The 21,746-nt window shown below is 73.0% G+C and carries 15 protein-coding genes and 1 pseudogene; 13 read left to right on the plus strand and 3 right to left on the minus strand.

All coding sequences use genetic code 11. From position 1 onward, the window contains the following. Positions 1-138: 138 nt before the first annotated feature. The 5 genes and pseudogenes from ACFP1K_RS30330 to ACFP1K_RS30350 all read left to right on the plus strand — a co-directional run. Complete coding sequence (locus tag ACFP1K_RS30330) at positions 139-1,953, plus strand: hypothetical protein (protein ID WP_380759695.1); 1,815 nt, start codon at positions 139-141, stop codon at positions 1,951-1,953. Next, positions 1,953-2,081, plus strand: coding sequence for a hypothetical protein (locus ACFP1K_RS30335; protein ID WP_380759697.1), 129 nt, complete (start codon positions 1,953-1,955; stop codon positions 2,079-2,081). The genes ACFP1K_RS30330 and ACFP1K_RS30335 overlap by 1 nt, the downstream gene beginning before the upstream one ends. A 12-nt stretch (positions 2,082-2,093) precedes the next feature. Continuing rightward, positions 2,094-2,918, plus strand: coding sequence for a glycosyltransferase (locus ACFP1K_RS30340; RefSeq protein ID WP_380759699.1), 825 nt, complete (start codon positions 2,094-2,096; stop codon positions 2,916-2,918). A 6-nt stretch (positions 2,919-2,924) separates the two neighbouring features. Then, on the plus strand, positions 2,925-4,241 hold the full coding sequence (locus tag ACFP1K_RS30345; protein ID WP_380759701.1) for a glycosyltransferase family 4 protein: 1,317 nt from the start codon (positions 2,925-2,927) through the stop codon (positions 4,239-4,241). A gap of 56 nt (positions 4,242-4,297) precedes the next feature. Further along, positions 4,298-6,229 (plus strand): annotated as a pseudogene (locus ACFP1K_RS30350) (alpha-(1->3)-arabinofuranosyltransferase domain-containing protein); the annotation flags it as partial. 2,040 nt (positions 6,230-8,269) lie between these two features. Here the strand turns inward: ACFP1K_RS30350 and ACFP1K_RS30355 are convergent. Then, positions 8,270-9,502 (minus strand): acyltransferase family protein, encoded by a 1,233-nt coding sequence (locus ACFP1K_RS30355; RefSeq protein ID WP_380759703.1) that lies wholly within the window; start codon positions 9,500-9,502, stop codon positions 8,270-8,272. A gap of 297 nt (positions 9,503-9,799) precedes the next feature. Here ACFP1K_RS30355 and ACFP1K_RS30360 point away from each other — a divergent pair, with 297 nt between their 5' ends. Beyond that, complete coding sequence (locus ACFP1K_RS30360) at positions 9,800-10,741, plus strand: DUF3068 domain-containing protein (protein WP_380759705.1); 942 nt, start codon at positions 9,800-9,802, stop codon at positions 10,739-10,741. Between the two features lie 199 nt (positions 10,742-10,940). Here ACFP1K_RS30360 and ACFP1K_RS30365 read toward each other — a convergent pair whose 3' ends face one another. Continuing rightward, positions 10,941-11,681, minus strand: coding sequence for a class I SAM-dependent methyltransferase (locus tag ACFP1K_RS30365; protein WP_380759708.1), 741 nt, complete (start codon positions 11,679-11,681; stop codon positions 10,941-10,943). Positions 11,682-11,817: 136 nt separating this feature from the next. Here ACFP1K_RS30365 and ACFP1K_RS30370 point away from each other — a divergent pair, with 136 nt between their 5' ends. Both ACFP1K_RS30370 and ACFP1K_RS30375 read left to right on the plus strand, forming a co-directional pair. Continuing rightward, entirely contained in the window at positions 11,818-12,747 is a 930-nt protein-coding gene (locus ACFP1K_RS30370; protein WP_380759709.1) for a DUF3068 domain-containing protein, read from the plus strand. A 247-nt stretch (positions 12,748-12,994) separates the two neighbouring features. Then, positions 12,995-14,110, plus strand: a complete 1,116-nt coding sequence (locus ACFP1K_RS30375) for an NAD(P)H-dependent flavin oxidoreductase (protein ID WP_380759711.1) — start codon at positions 12,995-12,997, stop codon at positions 14,108-14,110. A gap of 12 nt (positions 14,111-14,122) precedes the next feature. On the opposite strand, the gene ACFP1K_RS30380 is transcribed toward ACFP1K_RS30375, so the two are convergent. Next, positions 14,123-14,938 (minus strand): crotonase/enoyl-CoA hydratase family protein, encoded by an 816-nt coding sequence (locus ACFP1K_RS30380; protein ID WP_380759713.1) that lies wholly within the window; start codon positions 14,936-14,938, stop codon positions 14,123-14,125. Positions 14,939-15,150: 212 nt separating this feature from the next. On the opposite strand from ACFP1K_RS30380, the gene ACFP1K_RS30385 reads away from it, so the two are divergent. The 5 genes from ACFP1K_RS30385 to ACFP1K_RS30405 are packed head-to-tail and all read left to right on the plus strand — an operon-like array spanning position 15,151 to position 21,427. After that, positions 15,151-16,695: an acyl-CoA synthetase gene (locus ACFP1K_RS30385; protein ID WP_380759715.1), complete on the plus strand. Its 1,545-nt coding sequence runs from the start codon at positions 15,151-15,153 to the stop codon at positions 16,693-16,695. Next, the gene (locus ACFP1K_RS30390) at positions 16,685-17,590 is read left to right on the plus strand and encodes a Zn-ribbon domain-containing OB-fold protein (protein WP_380759717.1); all 906 of its coding nucleotides are present in this window, start codon (positions 16,685-16,687) and stop codon (positions 17,588-17,590) included. The genes ACFP1K_RS30385 and ACFP1K_RS30390 overlap by 11 nt, the downstream gene beginning before the upstream one ends. Positions 17,591-17,618: 28 nt before the next feature. After that, entirely contained in the window at positions 17,619-18,650 is a 1,032-nt protein-coding gene (locus ACFP1K_RS30395; protein ID WP_380759719.1) for a thiolase domain-containing protein, read from the plus strand. Positions 18,651-18,653: 3 nt separating this feature from the next. Then, entirely contained in the window at positions 18,654-19,802 is a 1,149-nt protein-coding gene (locus tag ACFP1K_RS30400; RefSeq protein ID WP_380759721.1) for a thiolase domain-containing protein, read from the plus strand. 35 nt (positions 19,803-19,837) lie between these two features. Next, a complete protein-coding gene (locus tag ACFP1K_RS30405) occupies positions 19,838-21,427 on the plus strand; it encodes an acyl-CoA synthetase (protein ID WP_380759723.1) in 1,590 nt (529 codons plus the stop codon). Positions 21,428-21,746 lie beyond the last annotated feature (319 nt).

Here is a 21,746-nt window from a genome sequence, read left to right on the forward strand (position 1 = left end):
ACAAGGGATAAACCCGCCGACGAAACACCCGGTATATCACGCGAAGCCCCCCTCGAGCCCGCCCCGGCGCCCCACGACTTCCGCAGGTGGGGCCGGGGCCCGGTGCGGAGGGCGGTGGGGATCCGGCAGGGTGGGGGGATGGTGTGGCGGTGGTGGCCGGTGGGGGTCGGGGTGGTGCTCGGCGTGGTGGCGCTGGGGCCCGCGCTGGCGGCCGGGTTCGTGCTCGTGTACGACATGGTGTTCGTGCCCGAGCCGGTGGTGGGGGCGGGGGCGTTCGGGCTCACCGGGAATCTGCCGCGGGCGGTGCCGAGTGACGCCCTGGTGGGGGTGCTGGGGTGGGTGCTTCCCGGGCAGGTCGTGCAGAAGGGGATCCTGCTGGGGATCTTCGTGCTGGCGTGCTCGGGGGTCGCGGCGCTGCTCGCGGGGGAGAGGGTTCCGGTACGGCTGGCGGGGGCGGTGTTCTACGCCTGGAATCCCTTCGTCGCCGAGCGGCTGTTCCTCGGGCAGTGGGCGCTGCTGCTCGGGTACGCGGGGCTGCCGTGGGCCGTGCGCGCCGTCGTCTCGGGGCGGGGGGTCCTGGGGTTCCTGCCGGCCGCCGCCGGCGGGTTCATGGCGATGATCATCACCGCGCTGACCGTCCTGCCGGTGGCCGCGGCCGGGCGGACCCGGGCGTGGTGGCGGGTGGCGGTGACGTGCGGGGTGCTGAGCCTGCCGTGGCTGGTGCCGAGCCTGCTGGCCGGGCGGGGGGTGCCGTCGGACGCGGCGGGGGTGGAGGCGTTCGCGGCGCGGGCGGATTCGCCGTTCGGGGTGTACGCGAGCCTGCTGTCGCTGTCGGGGGTGTGGAACGCCGAGGTGGTGCCCGGCGGGTACGACGCGGTGGTTCCCGCGGCGCTGCGCCTGCTGGTCGCGGTGGTGGCCGTCGGAGGGTTCGCGATGGCGCGGGATCTGCCGGGCAGGCGCGGCCTCGCGGTGGCGGCGGCCGTGGGTTTCGTGGTGGCGGCCCTCGGGACCGTGGAGCCGGGGCGGGCCGTGCTGCGCGCGCTGATCGGCTTCTGGCCGGGTTTCGCGGTGCTGCGCGACGCTCAGCAGTACGTCGCCCCGCTGGCCCTGGCCCAGGCCCTCGGGATCGCCGCCGTGACCCGGTGGCTGCTGCGCGAGCGGGGAGCGGCCTCGCGCGAACGGGAAGCGGCCCCGGAGGAGCGCGAAGCGGCCCCGCGTGAACGGGAAACGGTCCGGCGTGAACGGGAAACGGTCCGGCGTGAGCGGGAAGCGGCCCCGGGGGACGGGCGTGCCACGCTGCCGGGGCCCGGGAGGTCCGCCCGGGTGGTGATCGCCGGGGTGATGGCGGCCGGGCCGCTGCTTCTGCTGCCGGGGTTGCTGTTCGGGGGGTTCGGGCGGCTCGCCGCGGTGGAGTATCCGCGGGACTTCGAGGTGGTGCGGGGGATCGTGGCGGCGGAGAAGGGGGCGGGGGACGTGCTGCTGCTGCCCTGGGAGGCGTACCGGCGGTACCCGTGGAACGGGGACCGGGCCTCGCTGGACCCGCTGCCCCGGTATCTGACGCGGCGGGTGGTGTGGAACGACGCGGTGCGGGTGGGGGACATCGTGGTGGGGACGGAGGACCCCAGGGCCCGGGAGCTCGGGGCGGTGGTGCGAGGGGCGGGGGAGATGACGGAAGGGCTGCGGCGGGGCGGGGTGCGGTTCGTGGTGGTCGACGAGCCCCGGGAGTGGAACGTGTTGCAGGGGCGGCTGGCGGGGGCGGAGCTGAGGTACCAGGGAGAGAACCTGAGGTTGTACGCCGTCCCGGATCCGGTTCCGCCGCAGGCAGAGGGGCGGAAGTGGCTGGTAGTGGGCTTGGGTTGGTTTGTTGCGTTTTCGTATATCTGCTTCCATCTTGTTGGATCGCGTTCTAATGTCGGTGGACGCCAGACCAGGGCTAGCCGAGGAGCCGAGTGATGCGCCTGCTCATAGCGATAGTCGCCGGAGTTCTGCTCGCACTGGGGGCCAGTATCAGCGTGGTCAACCTCGCTGCCCCCTCTCCGGTCCCGGTGAACAAGCCTCTGTTCAACTACGGCACCCGCTGACTCGGCCGCGCCATGGTCTCCCCCCAGGCTGCTGGCGCGCCCGGCGGCCCGGCCCTGCTGGAACTGGTCGTCCCCGCCTACAACGAGGAGGACCGGCTTCCGGCAGGGCTGGCCGCGCTGTGCGCGAAGCTCGCCGAGCTGCAGATCAGGGCCCGGGTCATCGTCGTCGACAACGCCAGCACCGACGCGACTCCGGCCATCGTCCGCGACTGGCCCCAGTTGCCGGTCCCGGTACGGCTGGTGCACTGCGAACGCCGGGGCAAGGGCGCCGCCGTGCGGGCCGGTCTGCTCGCCACCACCGCCCCGTTCGTCGGGTTCCTTGACGTCGACATGGCGACCGACCTGTCCGCGCTCGACCCGGCGATGGCCCTGCTCGGCATGGGCTACGCCGCCGTCATCGGCTCGCGCGCCGACCCCGCGTCCGTGGTCGAGGCCAGGCACAGCCTGCTGCGCCGGGTGGGCGCCACGGTGTTCCGCGGCCTGGCTCGCCAGATCGTCGGCGACATCGGCGACACGCAGTGCGGCTTCAAGCTTTTCCGCGGCGCCGAGGCCCGCACGGTGGCCGCCCGGCTGCGGTGCGACGGCTTCGCGTTCGACGTCGAGCTGCTCGCGAGGTTCCGGGAGCGCGGCCTCGCCATGCGGGAGATCCCGGTGCACTGGCGCGACGTCTCCGGCTCCACCTTCTCCTGCCTGCGGCACAGCCTCGGCATCTTCGCCGAGATGGGCGCCATCTGGCTGGACGTCGGCTTCGCCGCCCGCGGCCAGCTGCCCGCGAAGGCCACCCCCGCCAGGGTCGCCGCGGCCCCGTACCGCGACTCGGCCTCCTCGGCCGCCTAAGGTCGCATGCCGGTCAGGGAGGTGGCGCTGTCGGCGCCCGGCTGGCCGCCGGGGCTGCCCGGCAGGCGTGTCGCCGTCGTCAACTGGCGCGACCCGTGGCACCGCTCGGCGGGCGGCGCCGAGGCGTACGCGTGGGAGATCGGGCGCCGCCTGGCCGCCCAGGGCGCGAGGGTGACGTTCGTGACCGCCCGCGACCAGGGCCAGTCCCGCACGGCCAGGGTGGACGGCGTCGACATCGTCCGCCTGGGCGGCGTCTTCACCGTCTACCCCCGGGTGCTGGCCTGGCTGGCCCGCCACCGTGGACGGTTCGACGCGGTGATCGACTGCCAGAACGGCATCCCCTTCTTCACCCCGTGGGTGATCCCCCGCCGCGTGCCGGTCCTGTGTGTGATGCACCACGTGCACGACGCGCAGTTCGGCGTGCACTTCCCCGGCTGGATGGCGCGCCTCGGACGGTTCCTGGAGGGCCCGGTGGCCCGCCGGGCGTACCGGAGACGCGCGTGCGTGGCCGTGTCGCCGTCCACCGTCGCGGCCATGCGCGACCGGCTGGCGTGGACCGGCCCCATCCATGTGGTGCCGAACGGCGGCGACCCGCCCGCGGCCCCGCCCGGGACGCCGTCCGCGCGGCCGTCGCTGGTCTGCGTGGGCCGCCTGGTGGCGCACAAGCGGGTGGAGCGGGTGATCGAGGCCGCCGCCGCGCTGCGCGACGAGTGGCCCGGGCTGGTGCTGCACGTCGTCGGCCGCGGCCCCGAGCAGGAGCGCCTCACCCGGCTCGCCGCCGGCGCCGGGCTCGGCGACGCGGTGCGCTTCCACGGGTTCGTCACCGACGAGGAGAAGGCCCGGCTGGTCTCCTCGTCCTGGCTGCACCTGTCCGCCTCCCAGGGCGAGGGCTGGGGCCTGAGCGTGCTGGAGGCGGCGGCCCTCGGCGTCCCCACGGTCGCCTACGATGTGGACGGCCTGCGCGACGCGGTGCGCGACGGCCGCACCGGCCGCCTGGTGCGTCCCGGCGAGTCCCTGGACGTCGTCGCGGGCGCCGTGCTCAAGGACGTCGCGGCACGGCGGGCCGAGATCGCCGCCGAGTGCCGCGCCTGGGCCGCCCGGTTCACCTGGGACGCCGCCGCGCGCCGCATGGCCAGGCTGCTCATGGTCGCCGACGTCGGCGAGGGGGAGGCGTACGTGGTCCGCTACCGCGCCGGCGCCGGCGAGCGCACGGTCGTCGTCGAGTGCACCACGCCCGCCCGGATCCACGCGGCCGGCCTCGGCGAGATCCTGGAACTCCGCCCCGCCGGGCCGCAGGAAGTCCTGCTGGGCGAGCCGTGGTGAACGGCGGGGCCGACGAGAGGTTGCGCGGCCGGCTGCACAGGCTGGCCTGCTCGCTGATGCTCGCCACGCTGGCCATGCTGACCCAGCCGGGGCGGCTGATCAGCGACACCAAGATCGACCTGGCGATGACCCCGGCGGCGTTCCTCGCGCGGGCCGTCGAGCTGTGGGACACCGCGCAGTTCGGTCAGCTGCAGAACCAAGTGGCCGGGTACCTGTTCCCGATGGGGCCGTTCTACCTGCTCGGCAGCCTCGCCGGGCTGGACGGCTGGGTGGTGCAGCGGTTGTGGATGGCGCTGCTGCTGGTGGCGGCGTTCCTCGGCGCGGAACGGCTGATGGCCCGCCTCGGCGTCGGCACGCCCCGCACCCGGCTGGTCGGCGCGCTGGCCTACGCCCTGGCGCCCCGCGCCCTGACCATGGTCGGGGTGCTGTCGGCGGAGTTCCAGCCGGCCGCGCTGCTGCCGTGGATCCTGCTGCCGCTGGTCACCGCGGCCCTCGGCGGCAACCGCGTCATCTGCTGCGCCCGCTCGGCGTTCGCGGTCGCCCTGTGCGGCGGGGTGAACGCCGCCGCCGTGGTCGCCGTGCTGGTGGTGCCGGGGCTGTACGTGCTGACCAGGGACCGGTCGGCACGGCGGGCCCGCATCCTCGCCTGGTGGGTGCTCGGCGTCGTGCTGGCCACCGTCTGGTGGACGCTGCCGCTGCTGCTGTTCTCCCGGTACGGCTTCTCGTTCCTGCCCTACACCGAGAGCGCGGGCACCACCACCGCCGTCACCTCGCTGCCCAACGTGCTGCGCGGCACCCCCGACTGGGTGTCGTGGATCTACTCGGGCGCCGGCCCGTCCCAGCCGGTCGGCTTCGAGCTGGCCACCCGCCCGCTGCTGATCGTCGCGACCTGCGCCGTGGCCGCCCTCGGGCTGACCGGCGTGCTGCGCTCCGACCTGCCCGAGCGCCGCTTCCTGGCCCTCGCCGTGCTCGCCGGGACGCTCATCGCGGTCAGCGGGCACATCAGCGTGCTGGAGCCGGGCTTCGCCGGGTACCTCCGCGACCTGCTGGACGGCCCGCTGGCCCCGCTGCGCAACCTGCGCAAGTTCGATGCGGTGCTCCGGCTGCCGCTGGCCGTCGGCCTGGCCCACCTGCTGGCCACGGCCCGTCCCGCCCTCGCGGCGCGCATGGGCCCGGTTCGCCTGCGTCCCGCGCTCGCCGGGGTGGCGCTCGCCGGGCTGGCCGCCACGGTGGTGCCCGCCGTGACCCTCGGGCTGGCGGCCGGGGGGTCGTTCCGCCAGATACCGGACTACTGGCGGGAGGCCGCCGAGTGGCTGAACGAGCGCGCCGGGCAGCAGGGCGTGCTGGCCGTCCCCGGCTCGCGGTTCGGCGAGTACACCTGGGGCCGCCCGATGGACGAGCCGCCGCAACAGCTGCTCACCGTGCGGTGGGCCGAGCGGCAGGTCGCCGCGGCGGGCTCGCTCGGCCTGGTCCGCCTGCTGGACGCGATCGACCAGCGGTTCAGCACCGGCCTCGGCTCCCCGGGCGTCGCCCCGGTGCTGGCCCGCATGGGCGTGCGCTACCTGCTGGTCCGCAACGACCTGGAGCGCCGCGAGCTCACCGGCGCCTGGCCCGCCCGCGTCCACCAGGCCCTCGACGCCTCCCCGGGCCTGGCCAAGGTCGCGGAGTTCGGGCCGCCGTCCGGCGGCGGCTGGACCGACGACGCGCTGGACGGCCTGGACTCGCGGTACCCGTCCCTGGAGGTGTACGAGGTCGCCGGCGCGGGGCCGGTGGTGTCGCTGCCGCCGCAGGACGAGCTGGTCAGGCTGTACGGCGGCCCGGAGGGCCTGCTCGCGCTCGCCGACCACGGCCTGCTCGGGGACGGCCCGGTGGCGCTGGACGACGACGCCGCGGGCGCCGCGCCCCGGGAGGTCTTCGTCACCGACTCCCTGCGCAGGCGCCAGCGCCAGTTCGGCGAGCTGCGGGTCTCCATGTCGCCCACCCTGACTGCGGGGGAGACGCCGCCGAAGGTCGGCGCGGTGGACGACTACGTGGAGGACGGCTGGAAGCCGTACTGGGCGACCGCCCGCTACCAGGGCATCGCCGGGGTGTCGGCCTCGTCGTCGGCGTCCGGGCCGGGCGCGATCCGCGACCTGCACGCCGAGGGCAACCTGCCGTACGCGGCGATCGACGGCGACCCGCGCACCGCCTGGCGCTCCGGCGGCTGGGGCGGCGCGGCCGGGCAGTGGCTGCGGGTCGACTTCGGCCGCCCGCTGGACGTGCCGCAGGCTCAGGTCTCGTTCGTGGACGACCCCGCGCTCGGCCCCTTCCCCACCCGGGTCGCGGTGGAGACCGACGCCGGGCGCCTCGAACAGGACGTCACCGGCGCCCCGCAGCGGCTCGCCGTCCCCAAGGGACGCGCCACCTGGCTGCGGGTCCGGGTGCTGTCGGTCGGCGGCGCGCCGGGCGCCGACCAGGACGGCACCTCGGTCGCCGTCTCCGACCTGTCGATCCCCGGCCTGCTCCCGTCCCGCACGTACGTCTCCCCGTCCGTCCGGGTGCCGCCGGGCGTCCCCGAGGGCCAGCTGCTCACCCGGGCACCCGAGGGCGGGGCCTGCGTGCCGGGCTCGGTGCGGTGGGTCTGCGCGCCGTCGCTGGCGCGGGCGGGGGAGGAGGGCTACGCCTTCGACCACGAGTTCACCGCCGCCGCGGCCGGCACGCGCGCGGTGTCCGGGTACGCCGTGCTGCGCGACCCCGCGCTGGTCGACCGGTACACCCGCCCCGGCGGGCCGCCGACGGTGCGCGGGTCCGGCGTCTGGTCCGCCGACCCGGTGGTGCAGCCCCGCTCGGCCTTCGACGGCGACCTCGCCACCACGTGGGTGACCTCGGCCAAGGACACCTCGCCCGAGCTGACCATCGCCTGGCGCGGACGCCGCACCATCAGCAGGCTCACGGTCCGGCGCCCGCCGACGGCCCGCCCGCCGACCTCGGTGATCGTCACCGGGGCGGACGGCACGGTGCGCGGCGGGTGGATCGGCGACGACGGCGTGGTGACCTTCCCGCGCCTGCGCACCGACCGGCTGGCCATCCGGTTCGCGGGCCCCGGCTCGCTGCAGGTGAGCGAGGTCGTGGTGCCCGGCGTGGACCCGCTGCCCGACACGGCTCACGAGCGGTTCACGCTGGCGTGCGGCCTCGGCCCCACGCTGCTGGTCAACGGCGTGCAGCTGCGCAGCCGGGCCGAGGGCACGTTCGGCGACGTCCTGGCCGGGCGCCCGCTGCGGTACGTCACCTGCGGACAGGCGCGGGTGGCCGCGGGCCGCAACCGTGTGTTCGTGTCCCCGCTGGACCCGTTCCGGGTGGACTCGGCCGTGCTCACCGGCACGCGGGTGACCCCGCCCGCGCGGGTCCTCGGCTCGGCGGTGGCGAGGGACTTCGCGGGCTCCACCAGGACGGTCGACGTCGCGGCGCCCGTGGCGTCGTACCTGGTGGTCGACGAGAACTTCAACCCCGGCTGGCGGGCCAGCGCCGGGGGCGTGGTGCTGCGGCCGGTCCGCGTGGACGGGTGGAAGCAGGCGTGGGCGGTGCCGGCGGGCCTGAACGGGCGGGTGACGATGTCCTTCGCGCCGGGCTCGCTGTTCCGGTGGACGATCGTCGCGGGCATCTGCGGGCTGGTGCCGGTGCTGTTCTTCGCGCTGCTCCGGGTGGTCGGGCGGCGGCGCGAGGACGTGGGGCGCTGGGCGGGCGTGAACCGTGCGACGGTGCTCGTCACGGGGGCGGCGGCCGGGTTGTGGGCGGCCGGACCGGCCGGGCTGGTGGCGGTGCCGGTGCTCACGTGGCTGTTCGATCGGCCCGGGGTTCGCGCGGCACCCGGTGCCGTTCTCGCGCGCGGCATCAGGGCCGGGGCGGGTCTTCGGCTGTGGGTTCCGGGGGCGGGGCTGGTCGCGGCCGGGGTCGCGACGGCGTTCGGGCAGGGGCCGCTGCTCGCCGACGCGCTGCCGCAGCTGCTCGCGCTGCCCGTGCTCGGGGCGCTGCTCGCCGTCCTGGTGCGCTCAGCCGGCGCGGCGCCGGCGGGGCAGGCGGCGGCCGAGCAGGCGGAACGGCTCCTCGACGGCGAGGTGCGAGACCGTGGCGACGGCCAGCGTGGCCAGGCAGACCACGAGCAGCACCGGCCAGAAGCCGCCGGTGCGCGGCTCCCAGCCCAGCGCGCGGTACAGGACCGCGATCACGAAGACGTGCCACAGGAAGACGCTGTAGGAGATCCGGCCGAGGAAGGCGGGCACGGACCCGCCGAGGATCCTGCCCACCGGCGATGACGCCCTCCCGTCCGCCAGCGCGAGGGGCGCGACCGCGAACACCGCGACCATCGCGTAGAGCACGGTGCGGAAGAACGCCGTCCAGAACGTGTCCACGCCGAGCACCCGCGGGCCGGTCAGCTCCGTGCTCGCGATGACGTACGCCAGCGCCGCGATCACCCAGCACGTCCCCGCCGACCCGGCGACCGTCCGGCAGAACCGCCGCACCGGCCCGTCCTCCGGCTCGCTTCGGGCCCAGGCGGCCAGCACCGCCAGCATCATCCCCGGGCAGAACCAGATCCAGTACCGCACCACGACCGTCCCGGCCAACGGACGCCAGGTGGGCACGTACACCACCAGCAGGTAGAGGGCGGACAGCGCCGTCAGCCCGCCGAGGACGAGCAGCGCCCGCCGCGCCCTGGTGCGCGGGTCCGCCCCGCCCCGGGACGCCAGCCGCGCCACCGCCCACGCGAGCAGCGGCAGCGTGACGTAGAACGCGGCCTCCACCGCCAGCGTCCACATCTGGTACAGCCCCTCGGGCCCCGAGCCGCGCCACCACGGATCCGGGTCGTACAGCGGCAGCAGCAGGAACCACTGCGCCCACGTCCACAGCGCCCGGGTGTGCTGCGGGCTGAAGAACAGCAGCGCCGCCGTCACCACCGCCCAGTACGCCGGCAGCACCCGCAGCGCCCGTCGCACCAGGTAGCCCCCGACGTGCGGACCCGGCGTCCCGAGCAGCAGCGCCGAAGCCCAAGGCCGGTACAGCAGCAAGCCGGACAGCACGAAGAAGACGGCCACCCCCACGTCCCCCCGCACCAGCACCGAGGCAAACCCGGAGTCCTCGAACGCGACACCCGTGGTCGCGGCGACGTGCAGCAGCAACACCCCGAACGCGGCGAGCGCACGCATGCCGTCCAGTGCGGGCTGGTGACCGGTCATAGGCGGCCCCGGCCGCGACCGGGGCCGCCGCTCGGTGATCGCCTCCGCCATCCTGCCCACCCTCGCGTAGGATTTGCACACTTTAGCAACCGGCACGGTGATCGCCCAGGTCCCGCCCCGGCCGACGCCGGCGGGGCAGCCTAATGGCGGTCGTCGCGAGCGATACGGGGCGGCTGGTGGCCGGTCACGCGTCGTCGTGAGCGATGCGGGGCGGCTGATGGCCGGTCATGTGTCGTCGGGAGCGGCGCGGGGCGGTTAATGGCCGTGCACGCGTCGTCGTGAACGATGTGGGCTAGTGGGCGGGGACGAGCGGCCGATGCGGGTCGCGTGACGGTGGAGGCGGGGCGGATGCGGCGAGGGGTCGGGCCGGTCCTCATCCTGCTCGGAGCGTTCCTGCTGAGCGGGGCGGCCCTGGTCCGCTTCTACGTGGCCGAGCGGGTGCTGGGGGCCCGCCCCGACGCGTACCAGGTGGTGGAGACCGAGGCTCGCGACGCGACGTACTTCGACCCCGGCAGCGCCTCGGTGCGCACGGGGCTCCTGCGCGGCACCACCACCGTGCGCGGCGACGTCGGCGCGGGCGGGCCGACATGGGTGGTCTGGGACGCGTTCACGGAGTTGGCGGCGGAGGACGGCACACCGGTCTCCTACACCCAGGAACGCGCCGCCTTCGACCGCCGCACCGGAACCGCGGTCGCCTGCTGCGGCGAGTCCGCCGCCGGCCGCCCCGCCCCCCACTCCGGCCTGGTCTTCCGATGGCCGTACGGCACCCCACCCCGCGACCAGTCCCTGTGGGACGTCACCACCCGCCGCTCGTACCCCGCCCGCTTCGCCGGCACCGACACCGTGTCAGGCACAGCCGTATACCGCTTCGTCGCGGACACCCCACCCACCGCCGTGGCGACCCGCGGCCTCCCACCCCGCCTCCTGGGCCTCCCCGGCACCCGCGACGTCCCCGTCACCCTGTGGGCCCAGGCGACCCGCACCTACTGGATAGAGCCCATCACCGGCACCCCCCTCCGCACCGAGGAACGCATCCACCAGGCCTACCGCACCCCCGACGGCCGCGAACGCCTGATCGTCCTCAACGCCACCCTCAACTACACCCCCACCCAGACAGCCAAGAACACCGCCACAGCCCGCACCGAAATAACCCGAATCCACACCCTGACCACCACCATCCCCCTAATAGCCCTGACCACCGGCACCCTCGCCCTACTAGCCGGCGCCCTAACAGCCCTCCTAACCCGCCACCCCCCACCCCGCGCCCACGAACGCCCAACCCCCAACTGACCCCCGCCCGCCCCGGTGGGACATCGATCCTGCCGGTACGCGTCGTGGCGGAGCCCGGCAGGCTCGGGGGTGCGGGGGTGTCCCCCGCATGAGAACAGCCCTTGCGCCTTCCGCGCGAAGCGCGCTCTCCGCGAGGACCATTTCACCGGCGCCGCACACACAACGGGTTGTCCGCGGGAACCTCACCGCATGGACGGGGTCAGTGGCGGCGTAGGACCAGTAGCAGGTTCCAGGTGAGGAACTCGCGTAGGACCGGGATTCTCACGAGGGGGCGGGACCAGGAGGGGAGGTAGCGGGGGGTCGCGGTCAGGACGGTGACGTCCGGGTGGTGGGACGACCAGTGGAGGGCGGCGGTGACCGAGACGGGGTGGAGGCTGGTGCCGTAGAGGTTCTTGGGGGGTTTGCCGTGTTTGCGTTCGTATCGGCGGGCGGCGTGATGGCCGCCCAGGTAGTGCCAGGGGGAGGTCTCGTGGCCGCCCCAGGGGGACAGCCAGTTGGTGAAGGCCAGGTAGACGATGCCGCCGGGGCGGGTGACGCGCACCATCTCCGAGGCCATTCGCCAGGGGTCGGGCACGTGCTCCAGCACGTTGGAGGAGAAGCAGACGTCGACGGCGCCGTCGCGGACCGGCAGGTCGAGGGCGCTGCCCAGCACCGCGCCGGGCTGGGGGGCGCCGGTGCCGGCCAGCTCGCCGGCGTCGGCGTCCAGACGGAGGCAGCGCGCGCCCCTGGCCTCGAAGGCGCGGGCGAAGTAGCCGGGACCGCCGCCCACGTCCAGCACCGTGCGGCCGGAGAGGGGGGCGTAGCGCTCCAACTGGGCGGTGGTGTCGGCGGCCAGCAGCGTGTAGTAGCCGTCCTGGTCGAGCTGCTCGGCGGTGAACGCGCGGAAGAGGCGGACCGACCGGGCCAGGCCGTCCGCGGCGGGCCGGGAGGCGGCGGACATCAGGTAGAACTCGTTTCTATCAATTTGGTGGCGGCGTGGTGACGTAGCCCACAGCGAGGAATACCATCTCGGGCAACATGCGCGCTATTCGACAAACCGTCTTAGTACGGATGCTATGGCAACCCGGAGGAAACGGATGCGGCGTATCACCGGTATCGTTCTCATCGCGATCGGGGCCTTCCTCGTCACCCTCGCTCCGCTGGTGCGGTTCTACGCGGCCCCGCAGTTGGTCGCCGCGCCCGCCGACCAGTACGGGATCACCAAGCTGCGCGCCGACAACGCACAGTACTTCAGCACGGGAGACCTGAAAGTCCTCACCGGCAACCTTGACATCACTGTGACCACCCGTGGTGACGTGGAGGCGGCCAAGGGCGACGACGTCGTCTGGGACGAGTTCACCGCGGTCAACGACGTCACCAACAACAAGCAGGGCATCTCGTACGCTCAGCGGCGCAGCGCCTTCAACAAGTACACGGGCGTGGGCGTCAACTGCTGCGGGGCCAACGTGGAGAAGGAGCCGGTCCAGCTGACCGGCCAGATCTACCTGTTCCCGTTCGGCACGGAGAAGAAGAGTTATCCGGTGTTCAACTCCTCCACCCGCAAGGCCTACGAGGCGAAGTTCGTCGGCGAGGACACCGTCAACGGCGTCCCGGTCTACAAGTTCGAGCAGACCATCCCGGCCACCAAGACCCAGACGCTGACCGCCCCCGCCTCGGTCCTCGGCATGACCCAGCCCGGCGACGTGCAGGTGGACCGCTGGTACGACGGCACCGTCACCTACTGGGTGGAGCCGGTCAGCGGCATCCCGGTGCAGCAGGAGCAGCGCCGCCACGAGGTGCTGAAGACGCAGGACGGCGTGGAGCGCTCGGTGGCCTTCGCCGCCACGGCCAGGTTCACCCCCGAGACGGTCGGCAACCTGGTGAAGAACGCGCTGGACGCCAAGAGCCAGATCAACATGCTCAAGACGACGGTGCCGCTGGTGCTGCTGGTGGTCGGCCTGGTGGCGGTCGTCGCGGGCGCGGTGATCGCCGCCAGGCGCCCGCGGGCCCGGGGTCACGAGGCCTGAGGGTCCCGCACCAGGCCATTGGCGCCGCGGTGAAAAGGCCGGGGGAATGGCCCCCCGGCCTTTTCCGCTTTCCCGCGCCCGGCCCATGACAGGCCCTCTGACGGCATGTCGGGAACGCCAAAGTAGAACGTGTTCTGCCGGTATTGCCGGGCGATGGACCGCGACAGGTTACCGGCTGGTAGCATCCAGGGAACTTTCCACCTAGAACACGTTGCAGTTCTGCTCCGGGTGGTCGTAGATTCGAGCCATGCGGACACGTGTCACCGACATGTTCGGGATCGAGCTGCCGATCTTCGCCTTCAGCCACTGCCGGGACGTCGTCGCCGCGGTCAGCCGCGCCGGCGGTATGGGTGTGCTGGGCGCCCTCTACTTCACCCCCGAGGAGCTCGAGATCGAGCTCGCATGGATCGACGAGCACGTCGACGGCAAGCCGTACGGCGTGGACGTCGTCATGCCCGCCTCCTACGCCGGCGCCGACCTCGGCGTCGACTCCCCCGAGGACCTGGTCGCCCGCCTCCAGGGGATGATCCCGGACGGCCACCGCGCGTTCGTCGAGGCCCTGCTGGCCGAGCACGGCGTGCCACCGCTGTCGGAGCACTCGGAGGCCGGCCGGGTGCTGCTCGGCTGGACCGACGCCACCGCGCGCCCCCAGGTCGAGACCGCGCTCAAGCATCCCATCGCGCTGCTGGCCAACGCCCTCGGCCCGCCGCCCGCCGACGTGGTGGAGCTGGCCCACGCACGGGGCGTCAAGGTGGCCGCGCTGGCCTCCACCCCCCGGCACGCCGTCAAGCAGGTCGAGGTCGGCGTGGACGTGGTGGTCGCCCAGGGCACCGAGGCGGGTGGCCACACCGGCGAGATCTCCACGATGGTGCTGATCCCGCAGGTGGTGGACGCGGTGGACGTCCCCGTGCTCGCCGCGGGCGGCATCGGCTGCGGGCGCCAGATGGCCGCAGGGATGGCCCTCGGCGCCGAGGGCGTCTGGACCGGCTCGCTGTGGCTGACCGTCGAGGAGGCCGACACCCCCGAGCTGGCCAGGCAGCACATCCTGCAGGCCACCTCCCGCGACACCGTGCGGTCCAGGTCGTGGACCGGCAAGCCCGCCCGCCTGCTGAAGAACGCCTGGACCGACGCCTGGGAGTCGCCCGAGTCGCCCGGCACGCTGCCGATGCCGTTGCAGTTCATGCTGATCTCCGGGGCGCTGCGCCGCATCTCCGACTACGGCGCGGGCGAGCTGTCCACCTTCCCCGCCGGGCAGATCATCGGCTCGATGAACCAGGTGAAGTCCGCCAAGGACGTCGTCTTCGAACTGGTCGAGGAGTACGTCGACGCGATCGAGCGCCTGGGCCGCCTGACGGAGGGCTGAGGCGTGCCCCGGCTACTCGCCGCGGTAGACGGCGGGGCGCTTCTCGCGGAACGCCAGGGAGCCCTCCTTGGCGTCCGCGGAGCCGATCACCGGCCAGCCGATGGCGTCGGACACCTTCAGCGCCTCGGCCTCGGCCATGCCCAGCGTCTCCCGGTATGCGCGCAGGATCGCCTGGACGGCCATCGGCCCGCAGGCCGCGATGCTCTCGGCGATCTCGCGCGCGGCGGCCAGCGCCTCGCCGTCCGGCACGACCTTGTTGACCAGGCCCATCCGCAGCGCCTCGGCCGCGGGGACGGCGCGTCCGGTGAGCAGCAGGTCCATGGCGAAGGCGTAGGGGATCTGGCGCGGCAGCCTGATGGCGCTGCCGCCCATCGGGAACAGCGCCCGCCTGGCCTCGAACAGGCCGAGCGTCGCCGACTCGGCCACGACGCGCATGTCGGTGCCGACCAGCAACTCGGTGCCGCCCGCCACCGCGTACCCCTCGACCGCGCACACGATCGGCTTGCTCGGCAGCGCGCCGTCGCCGCGCAGCAGGCCCTTCCAGTGGAAGTCGGGGATCTGCCGGGCGCGCTCGTTCACCCGGGGGTCACTGGACGGCGCGGCCATGGCCTTAAGGTCCGCGCCGGCGCAGAACGTGCCGCCCGCGCCGGTGAGGATGCCCACCCGGACGTCCGGCTCGGCGGAGATGTAGGCCCAGGCCTCGGCCAGACCGACCAGCATGTCGGACGACAACGCGTTCTTGGCTTCGGGCCGGTTCATGGTGACGACGACGAGGTGGCCGTCCCGCTCGACACGGCAGTGCGGGGTGCTGATGGGCAGGAGATCCATGAGGTTCCTCCATGTCGGCGGGGGTCAGGCCCGCTGGTGCTAGAGCAAGCGCTTGATCGTCTCGGGTCGGGCGGGTTAGGCTGCGGCTGCGAACTAGAACAGATTCTTATTCGGGACGAGCCCGTCGCGCCAGGGCTTGTCGGGGAACCGGGAACGTGCTTCACTGCGGCGCATTCGGGGGACATCACGGCGGAACGGACAAGGGAGTTCCGATGGGGTCGCTCGGTTTCTGGAGGCTCGCGCAGGCGGACCCCGATCGGGTCGCGGCGGTCGATCCGGACGGTACCGAACACACCGCCGGAGAGCTGCACGCCCGCGCCAATCAGGTCGTGCACGGCCTGCGCGCCCTCGGGCTCGCGCCGGGCGACGGCTTCAGCGGCCTGATGCCCAACGGCGTGGACGGCCTCGTGCTGTACCTCGCCGCGCTGCAGGCCGGCTGGTACTACACGCCGGTCAACTGGCACCTGACCGGGCCGGAGATCGCGTACATCCTCGCCGACAGCGAGGCCAAGGCGTTCTTCGCCCACGAGCGCTACGCGGACGAGGCGGTGCGCGCCGCCGAGGAGGTCGCGCCGGAGCGCCGGTTCGCCTTCGGCGCGGTCGACGGCTTCCGCCCGGTGGGCGAGCTCGTCGAGGGCATGCCTGTCACCCCGCCCGGCGACCGTACGTTCGGCGCCACCATGCACTACACCTCCGGCACCACCGGCAGGCCCAAGGGCGTGCGGCGCCCGCTGAGCGGCATCGACCCCGACGACGGCGCCGAGTTCATGACCGCGCTGCTCGGCCTGTTCCGCGTCACCCCCGGCGGGGACAACGTGCACCTGGTCACCTCGCCGAACTACCACACCGCGGTCACGCAGTTCGGCGGCACGGCGCTGCACATGGGGCACAAACTGGTCTACATGGACAAGTGGGACGAGGAGGAGATGCTCCGGCTGTGCGCGCGGTACCGGGTGACCAACTCGCACATGGTGCCCACCCATTTCAAGCGGCTGCTCTCCCTGCCGGACGAGACCCGTCACAAGTACGACCTGTCCTCGCTGAAGTGGATGATCCACGCCGCGGCCCCCTGTCCCGTCCCGGTCAAGCAGGCGATGCTCGACTGGTGGGGCGACTGCGTGTACGAGTACTACGCGGCCACCGAGGGCGGCGGCACCGTCGCCACCCCCGCCGACTGGCGCAAGTATCCCGGCACCGTCGGCACGGCGTGGCCGATCAGCGAGCTGCTCATCGTGGACGACGATCACGAGCCCGTCCCGACCGGCGTTCCCGGCACCATCTACATGAAGATGGCGGGAGTTCAGTTCGAGTACAAGGGCGACCCGGCCAAGACCGCCGCCAACCGCCTGCGCGACCACTTCACCGTCGGGGACATCGGCTACCTGAACGACGAGGGCTACCTGTTCCTCTGCGACCGCAAGGCCGACATGATCATCTCCGGCGGCACCAACATCTACCCCGCCGAGATCGAGAACGAGCTGGTCGTCCACCCCAAGGTGGCGGACGTCGCCGTGTTCGGCATCCCCGACGAGGAGTGGGGCGAGCAGATCAAGGCGGTCGTGGAGCCCGCGGCGGGCATCGAGCCCGGCCCCGAGCTGGCCGCCGAGCTACTGGCGTCCCTGGAAGGGCGGCTGTCCAAGATGAAGTGGCCGCGCAGCATCGACTTCGTGGAACGGCTGCCGCGCGAGCCCAACGGCAAGCTGCTCAAGCGCAAACTCCGCGACCCCTACTGGGAGGGCCACGACCGTGCCATCTGATGAACCACTGGTCGCCGAGTACGCGCTGGAGTTCCCCGGCGGGTACACCCGGACGACCGGGCCGGTCATCGGCCGCTTCCTCACCGAGCTGCGCGAAGGGCGCCTCGTCGGGGTGCGCACGGCCGACGGCCGCGTGCTGGTGCCGCCCCTGGAGTACGACCCGCACACCGGCGAGCCGGTGACGGAGGAGTTCGTCCCGGTGGGGCCCGCGGGCACCGTGCGCACCTGGGCCTGGGTCGTGACGCCGCGTCCCGGGCACCCGCTGGACCGGCCGTTCGCCTGGGCGCTCATCGACCTCGACGGCGCGGACACCTCGCTGGTGCACGCCGTGGCCGTCGACCACTTCAAGGCGATGCGCCCCGGCCTGCGGGTCCGTCCCCGGTTCCGGCCCGAGGCGGACCGGAAGGGCCACATCACCGACATCGCCTGCTTCGTGCCCGAGGTCACCACCATGGTCTCCCCGCAGCGCACCGAGTACCGCGTGCAGCCGGGCCGGTCGCTGCTGCGCTTTCTGGAAGGCGTGCGCGACGGCGTGTTCCTCGCCGGGCGCTGCGCCTCGTGCGACAAGGTGTACGTCCCGTACCGCACCGCGTGCCCGTCCTGCGGCTCGCGGATCGAGGAGGAGCTCCAGGTGCCGGACACCGGCACCATCACCACCTTCGCGATCAACAACCTGCCCGACCCCCGGGCCCCCGAGGTGCCGTTCGTGTCCGCCTACATCCTGCTGGACGGCACGGACGTCCCGATGATCGCGCTGATGGGCGACGTGCCCGCGCACGAGGTGCGGCAGGGCATGCGGGTGCGCGCCGTGTGGGTGCCGCCGGAGGAGCGCACCATGTCGATGAGCAACGTCAAGTGGTTCGCGCCCACGGGCGAGCCGGACGTCGAGCTGTGAGCCGGCGGCCGAGGAAGGGGAACGCCCAGTGCGAGAGGTAGCCGTCGTCGCGTTCGCGCAGACCAGGCACACCGATCACGACGAAGGGCTGTCGGAGGCCGAGCTGATCGCGCCGATCATCGAGGAGGTCAAGCGCGTCTCCGGCCTGTCGCGCTTCGGCTTCACCTGCTCGGGCAGCTGCGACTACCTGGCCGGTGCGCCGTTCTCGTTCGTGTCCGCGCTGGACGCCATCGGGGCCTGGCCGCCCATCTCCGAGAGCCACGTCGAGATGGACGCCGCGTGGGCGCTGTACGAGGCGTGGGTGCGGCTGCAGCACGGCGACGTGGACTCGGCGCTGGTGTACGGCTTCGGCAAGTCGTCGCTGACCGACGTGCGCGAGGTCATGACGCTGCAGCTCGACCCGTACTACCTGGCGCCGCTCGGCCTGGACCAGGTGTCGTACGCCGCGCTGCAGGCGAGCGCACTCGGGGCCTCCGAGGCGAAGCTGCGCGAGATCGCCCGGCGCAGCCGCGCCGACGGCCGGGCCAACCCCTACGCGCTCGACCTGCCCGACCTGCCCGACCTCGACGGCGACGACCCCTACGAGGTCCGGCCGCTGCACACCGCCGACGCCGCGCCCCCCACCGACGGCGCCGCCGCCGTGGTACTCGCCACCGGCGACCTGGCCCGGCGGATCGCCGAGCGTCCCGCGTGGATCACCGGCATCGCGCACCGCGCCGAGCCGCACTACCTCGGCATGCGCGACCTGGCCCGCTCGGTCTCCGCCGCCGACGCCGCCCGCGCCGCCGGGGTCGGCAAGGCCCCGGTGGACGTCGCCGAGCTGCACGCGCAGTTCAGCCACGAGGAGATCATCCTGCGTGAGGCGCTCGGGCTGGCCCCGGACGTCGTCGTCAACCCCTCCGGCGGCCCGCTCGCCGCCAACCCCGTGATGGCCACCGGGCTCATCCGGATCGGCGAGGCCGCGCGGCGCGTCATGGACGGCGGTGCGGGCCGCGCCGTCGGCCACGCCGCGTCCGGGCCGTGCCTCCAGCAGAACCTCGTCGCCGTGATGGAGGGCTGAGCCGTGTCCAATCGCTGCGCCGTCATCGGCGTCGGGCAGACCCACTACCGCACCCGGCGGCAGGACGTGTCCATCGCCGGGCTGGTCCGCGAGGCCGCGCTGCGCGCCCTGGAGGACGCCGGGCTGACGTTCAAGGACATCGACGCCGTCGTCATCGGCAAGGCGCCCGACCTGTTCGAGGGCGTCATGATGCCCGAGGCGTACCTCGCCGACGCGCTCGGCGCCGCAGGCAAGCCGGTGACCCGGGTGCACACCGCCGGCAGCGTCGGCGGGTCCACCGCGCTGGTCGGGGCGTCGCTCATCCAGGGCGGGGTGCACGAGCGGGTGCTGGTGGTGGCGTTCGAGAAGCAGTCGGAGTCCAACGCCACCTGGGCGCTGAGCACCCACCTGCCGTTCACCGCCTCGCTGGTGGTCGGCGCGGGCGGCTACTTCGCGCCGCACATCCGCGAGTACATCCGCCGCTCCGGCGCCCCCGGCCACATCGGCACGCTGGTCTCGGTCAAGGACCGGCTCAACGCGCTGAAGAATCCCTACGCGCACCTGAGGATCCCCGGGATCAACCGGGAGATGGTCGAGGGCACCCCGATGCTCTGGGAACCGATCCGGTACCTGGACACGTGCCCGTCGTCCGACGGCGCCTGCGCCATGGTGCTCGCCGCCGAGCACAAGGTGACCGGGACGCCCGCGTGGGTGCACGGCGCCGCCATGCGCTCGGAGCCGATCTTCCGGGCCGGACGGGACACGGTGAGCCCCCAGGGCGGCAAGGACTGCGCGGCCGACGTGTACCGGCAGGCCGGGATCACCGAGCCGCGGCGGGAGATCGACGTCGCCGAGGTGTACGTACCGTTCTCCTGGTACGAGCCGATGTGGCTGGAGAACCTCGGCTTCGCCGGCGAGGGTGAGGGCTGGAAGCTCACCGAGTCCGGCGCCACCGAACTCACCGGGGACATCCCGTGGAACGCCTCCGGCGGCGTGCTCAGCTCCAACCCCATCGGGGCGTCCGGGCTGATCCGCTTCGCCGAGGCGGCGCTCCAGGTACGCGGGCAGGCGGGCGAACACCAGGTCGACGGGGCGCGACGCGCCCTCGGGCACGCCTACGGCGGCGGGGCCCAGTTCTTCGCGATGTGGATCGTTGGCAGCGACCGGCCGTGACAGACGGCCCGTCGCTATCGGGCAGGAGGGTCCCGATGGAGTTCAACCACGCAGACTTGTTCGAAGGGCTGGCCGACGCGATCGGTGAACGGGTCGCCCTCATCTGCGGTGAGGACCGCCTGACGTACGCCGAGCTGGAGGCGCGGTCCAACCGGCTGGCGCACCGGCTGACGGAGCGCGGCGTCGGGCGGGGCGACCACGTGGGCATCCAGCTGTACAACGGCGTCGAGTACGTCATCACGATGCTGGCCGCGCTGAAGATCCGGGCCGTGCCGATCAACGTCAACTACCGGTACGTCGAGGCCGAGCTGCAGTACATCTACGCGGACTCCGGCATCGTCGCGCTGGTCTACGACGTCGAGTTCGACGACCGCGTGGCGGCCACCGCCCCCGGCTGCCCCGCCCTGCGCACGCTCGTCGTCGTCGGCGGCCCGTCCCGGGTGGAGGGCGCCCTGCCGTGGGACGAGGCTCTCGCGGGGGTCTCCTCCGGCAGGGAAGGCTTCCCGGCGCGTTCCGAGCAGGACCTCTACATCATCTACACCGGCGGCACCACCGGCATGCCCAAGGGTGTCATGTGGCACACCCGCGACCTGTTCATGGCCTTCGGCGGCGGCAACCCGTGGGGCGCCCCGCACACCGAGCCCGGCCAGGTCATCGAGACGGCCGTCAACGCCGGCCCGCTCCGCATGATGCCCGCCGCGCCCCTGATGCACGGCGCCGCCCAGATGGCGACGTTCATCTCGTTCTGGATGGGCTCCACCACGGTCTACGTCCGCAAGTTCGACGCCGCCGACGTGCTGCGCACCATCGCCCGCGAGAACGTCCTCACCCTGAACGTCACCGGCGACGCCATGGCCCGCCCCCTGGCCGACGAGATCGCCACCGGCGCCTACGACCTGTCCTCCCTGAAGGTCCTCAGCTCCACCGGCGCCATCCTCACCGGCGTGGTACGCGACCGCTTACAGGAGCTCCTCCCCGACGTCCTCATCATGGACAGCTTCGGCTCCACCGAATCCGGCTACACCGCCTCCGCCGTCGCCGGTTCCTCCCCCGAGTCCGGCCTCAAGTACCAGCCCAACGCCACCTGCACCCTCGCCGTCCTCAACGAGTCGCTGACCCCCGTCAAGCCCGGCTCCGGCGAACTCGGCACCGTCGCCAAATCCGGCGACATCGCCTTCGGCTACTACAACGACCCCGCCAAGACCGCCGAAACCTTCGTCACCGACCCCTCCGGCACCCGCTGGCTGTTGACCGGCGACCTCGCCACCGTGGAAGAAGACGGCACCATCTACGTCTACGGCCGAGGCTCCCAGTGCATCAACACCGGCGGCGAAAAGGTCTTCCCCGAAGAGGTCGAAGCCGTCCTGAAGGGCCACCCCGCCGTCTTCGACGCCGTGGTCACCGGCATCCCCGACCCCCGCTGGGGCACCAAGGTGGCCGCCGTAATAGAACCCCGCCCCGACCACCCGGTAACCCCCGAAGACCTCGACACCCACTGCCGCCAACGCCTCTCCGGCTACAAGGTCCCCCGCACCTACGCCTTCGTACCCCAGATGACCCGTTCCCCCGCTGGCAAAGCCGATTACCGCTGGGCCCGAGAAACCGCCATAGCCGCCACCACCTAGGAGTCACCCCCGAAACCATTCCCCACCCCACCACTCCCCACGTCCCCAGCACCCTCCGGATGGCACTCTCCTCGGCGCCGGTACGGCGAGTCGCAGGTCGGTGAATCCGGCGCCGTCTTACGGCGTGAACCTGGCTGATTCACGGCGCCGTTCCCGTTCCAATGGCCCTTGCGGGGGCGCGCTTCGCGCGGAAAGCCGCAAGGGCTGTTCTTGTGGGGGCAAGCCCCAATGCCACTTAGCTTAAGTTGATCTTTGTGGTGGGTGTGTCGTTCTGTGTGGTGTGGGGGTGGTTCGGGAGGATCGGGTCGTGTGACGCATG

It is taken from the genome of Sphaerisporangium aureirubrum, from assembly GCF_042658925.1.
Lineage (GTDB): Bacteria > Actinomycetota > Actinomycetes > Streptosporangiales > Streptosporangiaceae > Sphaerisporangium > Sphaerisporangium aureirubrum.